Consider the following 15258-nt stretch of genomic DNA (forward strand, 5'->3'; position numbering starts at 1 on the left):
GCCCGGCCGACATCAGCGCCGGCATCGCCATCGATGTGCGCGGCCTGACCAAGCGGTTCGGCGACCGGACGGTGGTCGACAATGTCTCCCTGCGCGTGGGGCGCGGCCGCATCCATGGCTTCCTGGGCCCCAATGGAAGCGGCAAGACCACCACCATCCGCATGCTGTGCGGGTTGCTGGTGCCCGATGCGGGCGAAGGCACCTGCCTGGGCTTCGATATCCGCCGCGACAGCTGGGCCATCAAGCAGCGCGTCGGCTACATGACCCAGAAATTCAGCCTCTATGAGGATCTGACCATCCGGGAGAACCTGGATTTCGTGGCAAGGCTCTATGCCATCGCCGAAAGGCCCGCCCGCGTGGCGGCCGCCCTGGACAGGCTGGGCCTGTCGCATCGCAAGGACCAGCTGGCGGGCACCCTGTCGGGCGGCTGGAAACAGCGCCTGGCGCTCGCCGCCTGCATCCTGCACGACCCTTCCCTGCTGCTGCTGGATGAGCCGACGGCCGGTGTCGACCCCAAGGCACGGCGCGAATTCTGGGACGAGATCCATGCCCTGGCGGCCGAGGGCATGACCGTGCTGGTCAGTACCCATTACATGGACGAGGCGGAACGCTGCCACCGCATCGCCTATCTCGCCTATGGCAAGCTGCTGGCCGACGGCACGGTGGAGGAGGTGGTGGCCGGATCGGGCCTGTCCACCTGGCACGTCTCCGGCCCGCCCGACCGCATCGCTGGCTTGGCCCGCACCCTGTCGGGCCGGGCCGGCGTCACCATGGTCGCACCCTTCGGGGCCACCCTGCATGTCAGCGGTCCGGATGCAAACGCCCTGGACGCGGCCGTCGCCTCCTTGCAGGCCGAAACCGGCCTGGACTGGCGGCGTGGTGATCCGACCTTGGAGGATGCCTTCATCCATCTGATGGGCCAGACCCCGGACAATTTCCGCCCGGCGGGTGCGGCATGAGCGATCTTTCCCCCCGCTTCTGCCCCGCCCGGCTGGTGGCCCTGGTCATCAAGGAATTCATCCAGATGAAGCGGGACCGGCTGACCTTCGCCATGATGGTCGGCATTCCGCTGATCCAGCTGATGCTGTTCGGCTTCGCCATCAATGCCGACCCCAAGCACCTGCCCACGGCCGTGCTGTCCCATGACAACAGCGAGTTCAGCCGCGCCATCGTCTCGGCCCTGCAGACCAGCAATTATTTCGACCTGTCGGTGACGGCGGAGGACCCGCAGCAGCTGGACCTGATGCTGGACCAGGGCCGGGTGCAGTTCGCGGTGGAGATCCCGGCCGGGTTCGGCACCGACCTGATGCGCGGCGAACGGCCGGCCCTGCTGGTCATGGCCGATGCCACCGACCCGGCCGCGACGGGCAATGCCGTGGGGGCGCTTCAGCGCATCCTGGACAATGTGATGACCGCGACCCTGACGGGCGCGCTCTCCCCCCTGGCGCCGGTGCCGGGCCCCGTCGATCTGCGGGTGCAGCGCCGTTACAACCCCGAGGGCCTGACCCAGCACAATATCGTGCCAGGCCTGATGGGTACCATTCTGACCATGACCATGATCATCATGACCGCCATGGCCGTGACCCGGGAACGCGAGCGCGGGACCATGGAAAACCTGCTGGCCATGCCCGTACGCCCGACGGAGGTGATGCTGGGCAAGCTGGCCCCCTTCATCCTGGTGGGGGCGGTGCAGGTGGCGGTGATCATGACCGCCGCGCGCCTGCTGTTCGGCGTGCCCATGCTGGGCAATCCGGCCGCCCTTGGTGTCGGCATGATCATCTTCATCACCGCCAACCTGGCCATGGGCTTCCTGTTCTCCACGCTCGCCCGCAGCCAGCTGCAGGCCATGCAGATGAGCTTCTTCTTCTTCCTGCCCTCGATCCTGATGTCGGGCTTCATGTTCCCCTTCCGGGGCATGCCCGATTGGGCCCAGTTCATCGGGGAGGCGCTGCCGCTCACCCATTTCCTGCGCGTGGTGCGCGGCGTGATGCTGAAGGCCAGCGGCTTCCCCCAGGTCTGGCCCGACCTGTGGCCCATGCTGGTCTTCCTGCTGGCCGTGTCGGTGCTGGCGGTAAAACGCTATCGGCAGACGCTGGATTAATGCGGCTGGACCAGCAACCCCCGCCGCCCGATGGCGATGAACGACGCCACCAGCATCAGGGCGGAGAACATGGTCAGCCAGTCCAGCGGCACCGGCCCGGCCACGAAGCCGAGATGGGCCAGGATCGCCCATCCCCCGCCGACCACTGTCAGCAGATAGAAGGTCCAGTTGCCGCTCTCCTGCGACAGCAGGCGCTTCAGCTCGTCCATCGCCCGCCATTGGGCAAAGCCCAGCACGCCGCCCGTCGCGTACAGGGCCAGGGCGACCGGCAGGGCCACCATGGGCCGCACGATGCCCACCGGCCCGGAAAGCGCCAGCAGGACCAGCGCCGTTCCCCAGGCCACCATGGTGGCGGCGGCATAGATCAATTCTCGCCGTTGCAGGCGCAGATCCTCCGCCTTGTCCGCCGCCATGAAGCGGATGCTGGCACAGACACCCATGGTCAGCACCCCCAGCACGAAAAACACGGCCCCCGTGGCCAGCGCCGCCTTTTCCGAGGCGCCGATCGTGCCGGGAACGGCGGTGGCGGCCAGGGTGCTGAAGCCCCATGACAGCACCATGAACAGGGCGATGGCCGCGACATTCCCCGCCAGGAACCGGGCAATGGCCGGCCTGGTGACCGGCGCCTTGCGCATGACCATCCCGACGAACGAGGCCGCCAGCACCAGGGCCAGGCCAACCTGTGCGGTCACGGTTGGCGACCGGAAAATAGTGCCCGACAGGCCCTGGCCGTTCAGCGACGACATGCCCAGGATGGCGATCGTACAGACCACCGCCCCGATGGCGCTCCAGATCAGGAAATTGCGGCCTTTCGGCAAGTGCTTGTCCGCGACCATGGTCATTATTCCTCCCCCGGTTCCCAATTGTCGATGAACAGTTCCGGTACGGCGACACCGAACAGCTTGGCCATCCGCAGGGCCAGCGGCAGGCTCGGATCATATTTGTCCGTCTCCACCGCATTGATGGTCTGGCGCGAGACGCCCAGCCGCCGCGCCAGCTCCCCCTGGCTCCAGCCCCTGGCCTCGCGCATGTCCTTCAGATGGTTCAGCAAGGCTCCGCCCTCATCACTTGTAAAGAACTCTTTACATGCGATGGGACGATTCTGTCAAGAGTTCTTGACAGGCTTTGCTAGCCACAAAGAAGATCCTGGCATCATCGCTTTTCACTTAAGTGATAATATGATATTTATTAACGACAAAACTTGCCGTTAAGTGATGAAATGCTGATCCTCAACGAAACCCCATCGGAGATCTGTACGGCGATCGGCGGCCGGCTGCGGGACCTGCGCATCCAGCGCAAGCTGCGCCAGCAGGATGTCGCCGACCGGTCCGGCATCCCCCTGTCCACCTACCGGATGATGGAACGGAGGGGGGCCGGCAGCCTGGAGAATTTCGTCAAGGTCGCCGACCTGCTGAATGCCGGCCACGCCTTCCAGATCCTTTTCCGGCCGGAGGATGAGCCCCCATCCCTGGACGAGGTGCTGCGCCGTCAGAAGCGGCCGTCACGGGTGCGCCATGCGGCTGCTTGAGCCCGGCACGGCCCTGGTGGTCACTCTCGATTTCGGGGATGGCGATATCCTGCCTGTCGGCCGGATGGCCTTCGACCGTGGCCGCGCACTGTTCGAGGCGGACACCGCCTATCTTGCCGCCGGCATCGATGCGTCGGCGGGCAGCTATCCGCCCATGCGCGGCACGGCGCGTGCGCAGACCGATTATTTCGGCGGCCTGCACGGGGTCTTCGCGGACAGCCTCCCCGACAGTTGGGGACGCCTGCTGCTGGACCGCAGTGCGGGCCGACTGGGGCTTTCCGTCTCCGCCATCACGGCGCTGGACCGGCTGGCCTGCGTCGGCAAGGTCGGCATCGGGGCGCTGACCTATCAACCCGCGACCACGCCGGAGGGGCCGGAACCGGGCAGTATCGACCTGCCCACATTGGCCGAAGATGCCTTGCGCATCCTGGATGGTGGGGAGACGGCATCCTTGCGGGTGCTGCAGCGTATCGGTGGTTCTCCCGGCGGTGCCCGGCCAAAGGTGCTGGTGGGCCTGGATGGCAAGGGCGGCCTTACCCACGGCGAAGGTGAGCTGCCCGCCGGCTACACGCATTGGATGGTGAAATTCCGATCTCGGGAGGATTTCGCCGATATCGGCCCTGTCGAGGCCGCCTATATGGAGATGGCGTCACTGGCGGGCCTGTATGTGCCCGCCTCCAGGCTGATCCCCGCCCCCGAGGGGCCGGGCTTCTTCGCGGTGCGCCGCTTCGATCGCGACGGAATGCGCCGCCTCCATGTGCAAAGCCTCTGCGCCATCCTGGAGGCTCCACCAGGGCCGACCTCCATCGGGTATCGGCAGTTCCTGCAAGCCACAAAGCAGGTTACGGGCGACGCGACAGAGATGGGGGAAGCTTTCCGGCGCGCTGCCTTCAATGTCCTGGCCCATAACCGTGACGACCACTCCAAACAGCATGCCTTCGCCATGGACCGGTCGGGCCGGTGGCGTCTCACCCCCGCTTACGACCTGACCTTCGCTGCCGGTCCGGGCGGCGAACACCAGATGGATATCGCCGGCGAGGCCCGTCAACCCGGAAGAACCGACCTGCTGCGGCTGGCGACGAGCACAGGCATCGCCAAGGGCGAGGCTCAGACGGCAATCGAACAAGTATTGGAAGCCGTCGGACAGTGGCAGAAGATTGCCAGCGCGTTCGGCGTCTCGGCACAGACGTGCGCCACCGTGTCGAGCGGGCTGGAGAAGGTGCGCAAGCGGTTCAGGCAGGGTTGAGCGCCCACACCGGACACACCACCCCTGACGGCACAACAGAACCATCGGCCATAAACCCGGCCTTGTCTCTCAACCTGCCCTTGAGATTTACCTAGAAAGTTGAGATACGATGATATGTCATCTGACGAAACGGGGTAACGATACGTGCGTGACAGCCGTCACGGCAGGATGCCGCCGGCCGGTTCGACTGTGCTTGTCCTGGGGGCCGCCTGCCGGGCCGGGTGGCTTTGCTTCGTCCTTGTCTTAACCATCTTTTCCTCCCTGCCGGTGCTGGCCGCCGATCCCTCCGCGGTGCTTGCCGAACGGGCGGAGGTGGGGTTCGAAAGCCTGTCCACGGCCAACGGCCTGTCCAACAACACCGTCATGGCGCTGGCCCAGGATGCCACGGGCTTCATCTGGGTCGGCACGCTGGGGGGGCTGAACCGCTTCGACGGCTATGCCACCCGCAGCTTCGACCATGATCCCCACGACCCCGGATCGCTGCCCAACGGCTTCGTGCGGGCGTTGCAGCCCACCAGCGATGGCGGCATGTGGCTGGGCACGCATACGGCGGGCGTCGCCTATTACGATCCGCGCACCGGCCGGTTCGCCACACTGGGCGCGGGGCCGGACGGGCTGGGCCATGTCCAGGTCTATGCCCTGGCACCCGACGGGCAGGACGGGGTGTGGGTTGCCACCGTGGCCGGGCTGGACCATGTCGGCCGTGACCTGACGGTGCGCGAACGCGTGCGGCCCGGCGACCAGGGCTTCCCCGCCGGCTATGTTTTTTCCATCTTCCGCGACAGCCGGGGAACCTTGTGGGCCGGCACGGAGAAGGGCGTGGCCCGCCGCGCCGCCGGCACCGGCCGCTGGCAGGTGCTGCGCGGCGGGGACGGGGACAGCACCTATGCGCTGTCCACCGGCATCTGGAGTTTCTACGAGGATCCGGAAGGCCGGGTCTGGATCGGCAGCAATGGCGGCGGCATCGTCTCCGTCGGGCCAGATGACGACCAGGCGCGGTCCCATCCGCGCCTGACCGGGCGCGACACACCGCTGGGCCGGGCCACGGTGCGCGGCATCGTGGAGGAACGGCCGGGCGTGCTGTGGATCTCGCTGTTCGGCGGCGGGGTGGCGGAATATGACATCGGCCAGGACCGCATGCGCCTGTTCCGGGCCGACCCCAACGTGCCCGGCGCGCTGAAGGGCAATTTCACCCGTGGCATCCTGAAGGACCGGGGCGGCGTGGTCTGGGTCGCCACCAACATGGGCGTGGCCTGGCACAATTCCGTGCCCTCGGGCATCGCCAGCGTGGCGCTGGGCCAGTCGCGCGGCTTTTCCGGCCGTGACGCCTGGAGCCTGTGGACAGCCCCCGATGGCGGGCTGTGGCTGGGCCAGGATGATGGCGGACTGGACCGGCTGGACCTGTCCAGCGGCCATATCATCCCCTTCGGACGCGGCGTGGCGCCGGGTGCCCTGGCCGGCACGCCCGTCTATGCCATCCAGGGTACTGGTGGCGACCTTTGGGTCGGTACGGCGGGGCTGGCCCGGCTGCACCCCGCATCGGGCCAGCGCACACCACAGGCCACCCCCCTGCCCGGCACCCAGACCCGCGACGTCACCACCATGCGCATGGGCGAGCGGCATCTGTGGGTCGGCACCTATTATGGCCTGGTGCGGCAATCGCTGGCCGACGGGCAGGCCAGCCTGTTCACCGCCGATCCGGCCAGGCCCGACAGCCTGTCCAACAACGAGGTCTGGGCCGTGCTGCCGCGCCCGGACGGGTCGGCCTGGGTGGGCACGGCCAATGGCCTGAATTTCCTTTCACCAGACGGGACCTTCCGGCATTTCCATCGCGAGGCCGACCAGCCCGACAGCCTGCCGCATGATTACGTCTCGGCCCTGACGCTGGACCGGCAGGGGCGGCTGTGGCTGGGCACGGTGGGCGGCGGCGTGGCGCTGATGCGCGAACCGTTGGTGCCGGGGGCAGGTCCAACCTTCCGCACCGTGTCGCGCCAGAACGGCATGCCGTCCAACACCATCGCCAGCCTGGCGCTGGGGTCGGACGGGCGCATCTGGGCATCGACCGACAATGGCCTGGCCGCCATCGATCCCGATGATTTCAGCGTGTCGCGGCTGGTGCCCGGTGCGGCACACAATGTCTCCTCCTATCTGCCGGGATCGGTCACCACCCTGCCCGATGGCGGGCTGGTGTTCGGCGGCACCAACGGCATCACGCTGGTCCAGCCCTCCCACATCCGCGCCCATGCCTATCTGGACGCGCTGGCGGTGACGCGGGTGCTGGCGGGCGGGCAACCGGCCAATGCCAGCGCCCTGAACCTGCCCGGTGCGGTCCCGGATATCCGCCTGCCGCCCGGCAACCGTCGCCTGACGGTGGAATTCGCCCTGCTGGATTTCGCCGTCACCGGCATGGTGCATTACACCTACCGGCTGGACGGGTTCGATACCGACTGGGTGGAACCGGAGGGGGAAAGGCGGGTCGCCGCCTATACCAACCTGCCGCCCGGCCATTATGCCCTGCGCCTGCGCGCCCTGGACCCCGCCGGTGCCGTGGTGGCGGAACGCGTGGTGGGCGTGGCCGTGCCCCATCTCTGGTACGAATGGGCCTGGGTGCGCTTCCTGGGCGTGGTGCTGGCACTGTCGGCGGGGGCGGGCATCGTCATGCTGCTGGAACGCGCCCGCATCGAGAAGCTGAGCGGCGCCACCCGCGACCTGGAAGCCAAGGTCGCCGAACGCACCGCCAGCCTGCGCGACGCCAATGAACGTCTGGCCGAACAAGCCACCCGCGACCCGCTGACCGGCATCCATAACCGCCGCGCCTTCATGGAACGGCTGGACCAGGAATGGAGTGCCGCCCTGCGCCACGGCCAACCCTTCTGCGTGCTGATGCTGGACCTGGACCATTTCAAGGAGGTCAACGACACCTACGGCCACCTTGTGGGCGACACGGTGCTGCGCGAGGTGGCGCATCGCGCGCAGGATGCCCTGCGCGGCACCGACCTTCTGGCCCGCTATGGTGGAGAGGAATTCGTGGTGCTGACGTCGCATACCGATGCCAGCGCCGCCCAGATCGCGGCGGAACGCATCCGTACCGCCGTGGGCGGCGCGCCGGTGGTGCTGGACGGGGTCAATATCCGGGTGACGGTCAGCATCGGCCTGGCCCAGGCCGACCCGCAGCGGGAAACCCAGACCAGCCTGTTCAACCGCACCGACAGCGCGCTCTACGCCGCCAAGGCCGCCGGACGCAACCGGGTGGTGGTGGCGGCTTAAGAAAGGTCAGAACATCCGGTGGCGGGTTCGACGGGCTTGTCCATGATACGCGTCCGGTTGCGGATATCCGCCATGATGCACCGCAAGGCCACGGCCGGCAATGACCTCCAGCCACCCATCACATCTGCCGGAACAGGTGCAGATAGGCCCGGCTGACCGGGATCGTCTCCCCTCTTCCCTTCAGATGGATGGTCGCCGTCTCGTTCTCCGCGCGCACCACATGGCTGACGGCGCGCAGGTTGACGATGGCGCCGCGATGGACCTGGCGGAAGCCGTCGGGGTCCAGTTGTTCGGCCAGATCCTTGATGGGGGTGCGGATCACCGCCTCCTGCGGGGTCCCACCCTCTCCGCGCCAGCCAACATGGGTGTATTTGTCGCCGGCCAGCAGGAAATCCACATCCTCGGCCGCGATCATCCGCACCACGGGGCCGACCGAGGCGCGCAGCCAGGTCAGGCGCGGGGCGGTGACGGGGCGCAGTTGCGCCGCCAGCCTGGCCAGCAACTCATCCGGCAGGGCCGCCGGCTCGGCGGCGCGCAGGCGCTGTTTCAGCCGTTCCACCGTGTCGGCCAGCCGTTCGGCGGCCACCGGCTTCACCAGATAATCCAAGGCACCCTGGGCAAACGCCTCCACCGCGTAGCGGTCGAAGGCAGTGACGAAGACCAGATGCGCACGCCTGCCGATGGCCCGCGCCGCCTCCACCCCCGACAGGCCGGGCATATGGACGTCCAGGAAGCAGATGGTGGGGCGGTGGGCCTCGAACAATTCCACCGCCTGACGGCCGTTGCGGGCCTCTGCCACGATCTCCAGTTCCGGCCAGGCCAGCCCAAGCTGGCGGATCAGGGTTTCGCGCAGCAGGGGTTCGTCTTCGGCGACCAAAGCGGTGGGGCGGGTCATGCGGCGGCTTCCTTCACCGGCCAGGACAGGCGGGCGCTGACCCCACCGCTTTCCCGTTCCACCAGCGACAGGCTGGCGGTGGGACCGAAGGCCAGGGCCAGACGCTGGCGCAGGGTGGTGAGGCCGGTGCCCAGCCCGCCGGTGCCGGGGCGCAGGCCCAGGCCGCCATCATCGACACGGACATGGCAAACCCCACCCTCCAGGCCGACCACCACCGCGATCTCCCCACCCTCCTCCGCCGGGTCGATGCCATGGCGCACGGCGTTTTCCACCAGGGTCAGCACGGCCATGGGCGGACAGGGCAGCGCCAGGGTCGCCGGGTCGGCATCGATACGGAAGGACAGGCGGTCGGGAATGCGCATGCGCATGATGTCCAGATAGGCCCGGACCAGGGCCAGCTCATCCGCCATGGTGGCGCTGGCGGCGTTGAGGCGGGGCACGGCGGCACGCAGATAGGCGATCAGGCTGTCCAGCACGGGCAAGGCCTGGGGCGATCCCGTCTCCACCAGGGCCCGGACATTGGCGAGCGTGTTGAACAGGAAATGCGGCTGCACCTGCGCCTGCATCAGGGCCAGGCGGGCATCGGTGGCGCGGCGTTCCAACTCACTGCGTTCCAGTGCAAAGGACAAGGCCTGGGTGCGGGCGAGGGCGTCCTTCTGCCGGACCAGGGCGCCAAGCGCCACCCAGGGGCCGATCAACAGACCGCTGACCATGAAAAAGGCCAGGCCCTGCAACCGCTCCCGATCCTGCCACAGGGGCGGGGCGCCGTCGGGCGTGGACAGGACATAGATCACGATCATGGTAGGCGGGATGGTCAGGGCCACGGCCACCACCTGCAGAACCCAGCGCGCGATCCAGCGCGGCAGGCGGCGGGGGAACTGTTCCCAGAAACCGAAGGCCAGCACGCACATCAGGCACAGGATGAACAGCCGGAACAGCAGCACCCATTTGCTGGCATCCCAGCTGGCCATCAGCAGCAGGCTGAACAGCCCGGCCATGATCGCGGCCGCCCGCAGCCGGCGCCAATGCACGATGGCCAGCAGCCTTTGCCCGAATGTCCGCTCCTCCGTCATCGCCTTCCTGTTGATTCATGCCGTTCCCGCTGATCGTAACCGATCACCGGGCCTCAGTCGCCGGCGCCCACATCCGTGGGCTTGGCTACGCCGCACGTGCGGCGCGGCGGCAGTCGCCGCCGAACCGGATCCCGCCGGGATCCGGTTTATATCCTTGGCAGCCACATGCCCATGGTCGCCCCGAAGATACCACCCGCCGTGGCCAGCGACAGCACGCACAGCAACCCCGCCACCGCATGGCGTGCGACGGCCCCGCCCCGGTCGCGGGCCTGGAAGTAAAGCTCCAGCACCGCCAGCGGCAGCAGGTACTGCGCGAAGGACAGGAATTCCAGGAAGGGGCCGGTGAAACTCCTGGGGTCGAAGCCGACCGGCGCCTTGAACACCAGCAGCCACAGCATCAACCCGACCCGGAAGAACCAGACACCGGAAACGCACAGGAACAGGCGCAGCGCCCAGCGGCGATGCAGGTCGAAACGGCGGCCGCGCGCATGGGTCCAGGCGAAACCGGCACAGAGCAGGATGGCCCCGGCATTGGAAAGCGTGCCAGCATGCATCACAGCATTGCCCACCGCCCCCCGCCAGGCGACCAGCCCGATGCCACCCAGGGCCAGGATGGTGGCCGACAGCATATAGGCCCGGCCCGTCCAGCGGTGGAAAGCCGGCATGCGCCGCCGCAAGGCCGGCACCAGCTGCGCCGCCCCGCCCAGGATGATGATGAAGGCGAACAGCACATGCAGACCGAACATCAGGTTGCCAATGACATCTCCCGCCTCATACCCCTCGGCCGGCGACCGGTTCCAGCCGGCGGTGCCGCCGGCATAGATGGCGGCGATATAGGCGGCGAAAATCAGCTGCCCCGCGATGGCCACACCCAGCCACAGGGCACCCGCCCGCGCCAGAAAGCGGCCGGCTTTCGCCGGATCGGGAGTTTCGGACAATGTCGCGGTCAGCACCATGGTTGCCTCCATCGGGTTGCGATGGGCCATGGTGCGGGGTGGGGCGATGGGTGGGGGTGGGCGTGCGATGGGTGACGGTTGGGGGCGATGGGTGGGGGATCACCCCTCTGCAACACCGTGCTTAAACCGCGCAAGTCTGTGCTGTGAGGGTTCCGATAATATCTACCGTCACCCCGGCGAAGGCCGGGGCCCAAATCGTAGAGCGAAGCGCTTGTCACTTGGGCCCCGGCCTGCGCCGGGGTGACGGTGGAGAGGGTGGCAACGATGGTGCCCAAGAGTTTCGCGAAGGGGCTGCAATCTCACCCCTCGTCCAGCCACGCCGCCAGCCAGACCAGCGGCGCGTTCCAGTTGATGGTGACCTCGTTCACCGTGAACAGGTCGATATCGTCCTTCCAGCAGGTCTGCGGCGCGCAGACGCCGATACGCTTGCGGGCGTCCTCGCCCAGGCTGGTGATGTTGGGGCCGCCCGACACCACGCCCGGTGGCGGGGGCGGGAATGCCGGGTCCAGAACCCGGGCCCAGAACCGGTGATGGGGATGCTGCATCGACCGCGCGCCGTAACCGGTGATGTAGGAGATGTCCAGCGGGTTGCGGCCCAGCAGGTAGGAGGCGACATCCACCACCCCGTCGCGATACTTCCCCTCCCCCGTCAGGTCGCGGGCATAGGCCAGGATCATCGCCCGGTTCATCAAGGTGGAATTCGATCCCCAGCCATAGGCGCGTGGCGCCAGGGGCTGGCGGTAACCGGATGCCTGCGCTTCCTTCAGGAAACCGCCGGCGCCGCGCAGGATCATGCTGCGCAGGCGGCTGGTATCGGGGCTGGACAGTATCTCGGGGTACAGCGCCAGGGTCAGGGCGCCCAGGGGTGCCGTCTGGCCCCAGGAGGGTTCGACCAGGGCCTCCTTCTGGAAGTGCGTGGACTTGGTCACCACCTCCATGAACAGGGGCTGGCGGGTGGTGGCCAGCAGTTCGGATGCGGCCCAGAAGAACTCGTCCGACACATCACCATCGCCATAGCCGCCGCTGCCGTTGAAATCACCGAGCGCCAGGGCGTCGGGCACGCGCAGTGCGGCCTGCCAGGCGCGCACCGACGCCTTCAGGCAGCGTTCGGCGAAGGCCGGGTCGATGGCTTTCCAGATGCGCGCCGCCTGCGCCGCCGTCGCGGCCAGGTTCAAGGTGGCGGCCGTGCTGGGCGGATAGAGGAAGCGGCGTTCGGTATCCTGGTGCGGGGCCAGCGGCAGGCCGGTCCAGCGCTCATCCGCCACCTTGTGATGGGCCATGCCCGACACGTCGATATCGGGGGTGAAGACCAGCTTGGATTTGGGGTTCTGCGCCCCCAGCGGCAGGGCCATGCGGGCCCCGGCTGGCGCCTGCATCGACAGCATGAACTCCATCTGCCAGCGCGCCTCGTCCAGCAGGTCGTTGACGCCATTGCCGGCTTCGGGAATGGCGGCGGACCCGTCGGGAAAGGCATGACCCTTGCCGCGCAATGCCTGGCGCTCATAGAGGTTCAGCAGGGTCCAGAGCGAGATGCCGCCATTGACCACGTATTTGCCGTGGTCGCCGGCATCGTACCAGCCGCCGGTGACGTTCAGGCTATGGGTACAGGCCGGCCAGTCATTACCCGCCTTGTCCTGCCCGCCGAAACAGGGGGCGACCTCTTTCGGATGGCCGGCAGGCCGGGCCCAGCTGGCGCCGACATAGCGCGTCTCGATCGGGATGCCGGCACGGTTATGGTAGAAATAGGCCAGCGCATCGCGCTTCAGCAGCCGGTAGGGGCCGGCACCGATGGCAAACGGGCGGCTGGTCTTGTCACCGACCAGCAGGGTGAAGCCGTCGCCTGTGACGCTCTGGGTGCTGAAATCCACCAGATGCAGGTGCTGGCCCGACCCATCATCATCGCCGGTGACGCGGGTCGTGCCACTGACCACGGTTTGGCCCTTGGCATCGCGCAGGGTCCAGGGCAGCGGCTTGGGTGCCGCGTCCGGCACCATGGCCTGCTTCGGCCCCTTGGCCAGCAGGCCGGCCTGATTCAGGCGGATGGGGTTGATGGGTGCATCCTGGGCCACGGCCGGCACCGCAAGGGCCAGCAGCGTGACCAGGATCAGGGACAGGCGCATTCCTGGCGCTCCATTATTGGGACCGTCGGGGATCATGGCAAACCTGACGCGCGTGCGGAAGGTTTGGGTGGTGGCTTCAACAAGCGCACTTGCGTGCCTTCCCCGCGAAACTCTTGGGCACCATCGTTGCCACCCTCTCTACCGTCACCCCGGCGGATATTGTTGGAACCCTCACAGCCCACAAGAGACGTAACGGTTCATCACTTCCCCACCCCTTGCGCGAATGGCCCGATCATGGTGCCGACGAAGCCGCCGGCCTTCTTCGTCGACAGGATGGTGCCGTCGGCCCCGGTCAGCACCGGGCGCCAGTCCTGGCCGGGGCCGGCGACGTGGAAGTCGTATTCCCCGCCCCTGGCCGTGATGCGCAGCCGGTAGGGGCCGGTGGGCGGCACGGCCAGTGTGGCCAGCACCTTGCCGTCGGCGGGCTTTTCCTTGCCATCACGCATGGCCACACGGGCGACGATGCCATGGCCCTCGCGTTCGATGGTGAAGCGGAACCAGTAATCGTCGCTCTGGATCGCCGCCAGCCCGGCCCGCTCCCCCGGCCGGTCGGGGATGAAGCGCAAGGCGGTTTCGACCACCGCGTCCCTGTGCTGCTGCCGGCGGGCCCAGAAGGCGGGGTGGCCATGGTCGGACAGGCCGACGGGCAGCAGCCTCAGCGCCAAGGCCCCCTTATCCAGCGCGTACCAATCGCCCTTGGGATTACGCGGGGTCATCCAGTGCATGGGCAGGGCGGCGGCGTCGAATTCGTCCCGCACCTGGAACGGGCCGGATGTGGGCATGGGCGGGGCAGGTTGCGGGGGTAAGGTCGGTTTGGCATGGGTCAGGGGGATGGCCTGTCCCGGATCGGTCAGGCGCGGCCAGCCATCGACCCAGCGCACCGGCATCAGGAACGTCTCCCGCCCGGTATTGTAGAGATCGTCACCATAGGGGCGCACGGCCAGGAAGGTCGCCCACCAGTCGCCCTGCGGCGTCACCACGAAATCGGCATGGCCGGCCGACGTGACGGGATGCGGCCGGTCGGCGGGCAGGTCGCGCTGCGTCAGGATCGGGTTGGACGGGTTCGGCGTGAAGGGGCCGGTGGGGGACGGGCCGCGCAGCACCACCTGCGAATGGTTGATGGCCGTCCCGCCCTCCGCCGCGATCAGATAGACGAAGCCGTCCTTGCGGAACAGATGCGGGCCTTCGATCCAGATGGGCTTTTTCGAGATATCGACGCCGCCATTCACCAGCACGCTGCGCGGGCCGATGGTCTTCATGGCCTTTGCGTCGAACTCCTGCACCCAGATGGCACGGTGGCCCTGGTACAGCGGCTCCCCCACCGGCGGGCCGTTATTGACGATCCAGGCGCGGCCGTCGGTATCGAAGAAGATCGACGGGTCGATGCCGCCCTCCAGATCGGGCAGCCAGACCGGGTCGCTCCACGGGCCCTTGGGGTCCCTGGCGGTGATGATGAAATTGCCGCCGCAATCCACGCAGGTATTGATGATGTAGAAGGTGCCGTCGTGATGCTCGATGGCCGGCGCGAACACGCCGCGCGACAGGCCCAACGCCTTGAAATCCAGCTGGGTTGGCCGGTCGATGGCATTGCCTACTTGCGTCCAGTTCACCAGATCGCGGGAATGGAAGACCGGGATGCCGGGGAACCAGGCGAAGGTGGAATTGACCAGATAATAATCCTCCCCCACCTGCGTGATGGAGGGATCGGGGTAATAGCCCGACAGGATGGGATTGCGATATTCGCCCGGTTCCGGCCTGGCGATGGCGTCGGCGGGATCGCTTCCGCGATAGTCCAGCCAGTCGAAGCGCGCCGTATCGGCTGCCTGTGCCGCGGGGGCGGCCAGCAGGGCCAGCAGCGCCAGGGCGGGAACGATGCGTCCCATGTCTTCCTCCGGTTTGATTGTTGGTTGTTGGTCTTTCAACAGATTGTTTGGAGTACCGTCATTGCCACCTGCTACCACCGTCACCCCGGCGAAGGCCGGGGCCCAAGTGACAAGCGCCTCGCTCTACGACCTGGGCCCCGGCCTTCGCCGGGGTGACGGTGGAGATTGCTGATAACCCTCACAGCCCAA

12 protein-coding genes are annotated in these 15258 nt (G+C 67.5%); 5 read left to right on the forward strand and 7 right to left on the reverse strand.

The window, feature by feature from the left end; translation table 11 throughout:
- Nucleotides 1-11: 11 nt before the first annotated feature.
- Together ACM9HJ_RS22670 and ACM9HJ_RS22675 are read left to right on the forward strand one after the other, a co-directional pair.
- Nucleotides 12-959, forward strand: coding sequence for an ABC transporter ATP-binding protein (locus ACM9HJ_RS22670; protein ID WP_416574074.1), 948 nt, complete (start codon nucleotides 12-14; stop codon nucleotides 957-959).
- The gene (locus tag ACM9HJ_RS22675; protein ID WP_416574044.1) at nucleotides 956-2101 is read left to right on the forward strand and encodes an ABC transporter permease; all 1146 of its coding nucleotides are present in this window, start codon (nucleotides 956-958) and stop codon (nucleotides 2099-2101) included. The genes ACM9HJ_RS22670 and ACM9HJ_RS22675 overlap by 4 nt, the downstream gene beginning before the upstream one ends.
- On the opposite strand, the gene ACM9HJ_RS22680 is transcribed toward ACM9HJ_RS22675, so the two are convergent.
- Nucleotides 2098-2943, reverse strand: a complete 846-nt coding sequence (locus ACM9HJ_RS22680; protein ID WP_416574045.1) for a hypothetical protein — start codon at nucleotides 2941-2943, stop codon at nucleotides 2098-2100. The two genes, ACM9HJ_RS22675 and ACM9HJ_RS22680, sit on opposite strands and share 4 nt — an antisense overlap.
- Nucleotides 2943-3152, reverse strand: coding sequence for a helix-turn-helix transcriptional regulator (locus ACM9HJ_RS22685; protein ID WP_416574046.1), 210 nt, complete (start codon nucleotides 3150-3152; stop codon nucleotides 2943-2945). Before ACM9HJ_RS22685 ends, ACM9HJ_RS22680 begins: the two co-directional genes overlap by 1 nt.
- A 168-nt stretch (nucleotides 3153-3320) precedes the next feature.
- Between ACM9HJ_RS22685 and ACM9HJ_RS22690 the strand changes: the two genes are divergently transcribed.
- The 3 genes from ACM9HJ_RS22690 to ACM9HJ_RS22700 all read left to right on the forward strand — a co-directional run bounded on the left by ACM9HJ_RS22690 (nucleotide 3321) and on the right by ACM9HJ_RS22700 (nucleotide 8142).
- A complete protein-coding gene (locus ACM9HJ_RS22690) occupies nucleotides 3321-3629 on the forward strand; it encodes a helix-turn-helix domain-containing protein (RefSeq protein ID WP_416574047.1) in 309 nt (102 codons plus the stop codon).
- Nucleotides 3616-4875 carry a type II toxin-antitoxin system HipA family toxin gene (locus ACM9HJ_RS22695; protein ID WP_416574048.1) on the forward strand — a complete coding sequence of 420 codons (1260 nt, stop codon included), beginning with the start codon at nucleotides 3616-3618 and terminating at the stop codon, nucleotides 4873-4875. Before ACM9HJ_RS22690 ends, ACM9HJ_RS22695 begins: the two co-directional genes overlap by 14 nt.
- Nucleotides 4876-5019: 144 nt before the next feature.
- Entirely contained in the window at nucleotides 5020-8142 is a 3123-nt protein-coding gene (locus tag ACM9HJ_RS22700; RefSeq protein WP_416574049.1) for a diguanylate cyclase, read from the forward strand.
- A gap of 118 nt (nucleotides 8143-8260) precedes the next feature.
- On the opposite strand, the gene ACM9HJ_RS22705 is transcribed toward ACM9HJ_RS22700, so the two are convergent.
- From ACM9HJ_RS22705 to ACM9HJ_RS22725, 5 genes are all read right to left on the reverse strand, one after another.
- Entirely contained in the window at nucleotides 8261-9037 is a 777-nt protein-coding gene (locus tag ACM9HJ_RS22705; RefSeq protein WP_416574050.1) for a LytR/AlgR family response regulator transcription factor, read from the reverse strand.
- Nucleotides 9034-10110: a sensor histidine kinase gene (locus tag ACM9HJ_RS22710; RefSeq protein ID WP_416574051.1), complete on the reverse strand. Its 1077-nt coding sequence runs from the start codon at nucleotides 10108-10110 to the stop codon at nucleotides 9034-9036. The genes ACM9HJ_RS22705 and ACM9HJ_RS22710 overlap by 4 nt, the downstream gene beginning before the upstream one ends.
- A gap of 146 nt (nucleotides 10111-10256) precedes the next feature.
- Nucleotides 10257-11066 carry a DUF2306 domain-containing protein gene (locus ACM9HJ_RS22715; protein WP_416574052.1) on the reverse strand — a complete coding sequence of 270 codons (810 nt, stop codon included), beginning with the start codon at nucleotides 11064-11066 and terminating at the stop codon, nucleotides 10257-10259.
- Nucleotides 11067-11365: 299 nt separating this feature from the next.
- Nucleotides 11366-13186, reverse strand: coding sequence for a glycoside hydrolase family 9 protein (locus tag ACM9HJ_RS22720; RefSeq protein WP_416574053.1), 1821 nt, complete (start codon nucleotides 13184-13186; stop codon nucleotides 11366-11368).
- A 200-nt stretch (nucleotides 13187-13386) separates the two neighbouring features.
- Nucleotides 13387-15069, reverse strand: a complete 1683-nt coding sequence (locus ACM9HJ_RS22725) for a glycoside hydrolase family 43 protein (protein WP_416574054.1) — start codon at nucleotides 15067-15069, stop codon at nucleotides 13387-13389.
- Nucleotides 15070-15258 lie beyond the last annotated feature (189 nt).

Source organism: Niveispirillum sp. KHB5.9 (genome assembly GCF_048066115.1).
GTDB lineage: Bacteria > Pseudomonadota > Alphaproteobacteria > Azospirillales > Azospirillaceae > Niveispirillum.

What these genes read in the sequence shown, in the direction of transcription:
- ACM9HJ_RS22725 (WP_416574054.1), bottom strand. Translation starts at nt 15,069, where the DNA reads ATGGGACGCATCGTTCCCGCCCTGGCGCTGCTGGCCCTGCTGGCCGCC.
- ACM9HJ_RS22690 (WP_416574047.1), top strand. Translation starts at nt 3,321, where the DNA reads ATGCTGATCCTCAACGAAACCCCATCGGAGATCTGTACGGCGATCGGC.
- ACM9HJ_RS22680 (WP_416574045.1), bottom strand. Translation starts at nt 2,943, where the DNA reads ATGACCATGGTCGCGGACAAGCACTTGCCGAAAGGCCGCAATTTCCTG.
- ACM9HJ_RS22705 (WP_416574050.1), bottom strand. Translation starts at nt 9,037, where the DNA reads ATGACCCGCCCCACCGCTTTGGTCGCCGAAGACGAACCCCTGCTGCGC.
- ACM9HJ_RS22715 (WP_416574052.1), bottom strand. Translation starts at nt 11,066, where the DNA reads ATGGTGCTGACCGCGACATTGTCCGAAACTCCCGATCCGGCGAAAGCC.
- ACM9HJ_RS22720 (WP_416574053.1), bottom strand. Translation starts at nt 13,186, where the DNA reads ATGCGCCTGTCCCTGATCCTGGTCACGCTGCTGGCCCTTGCGGTGCCG.
- ACM9HJ_RS22675 (WP_416574044.1), top strand. Translation starts at nt 956, where the DNA reads ATGAGCGATCTTTCCCCCCGCTTCTGCCCCGCCCGGCTGGTGGCCCTG.
- ACM9HJ_RS22695 (WP_416574048.1), top strand. Translation starts at nt 3,616, where the DNA reads ATGCGGCTGCTTGAGCCCGGCACGGCCCTGGTGGTCACTCTCGATTTC.
- ACM9HJ_RS22710 (WP_416574051.1), bottom strand. Translation starts at nt 10,110, where the DNA reads ATGACGGAGGAGCGGACATTCGGGCAAAGGCTGCTGGCCATCGTGCAT.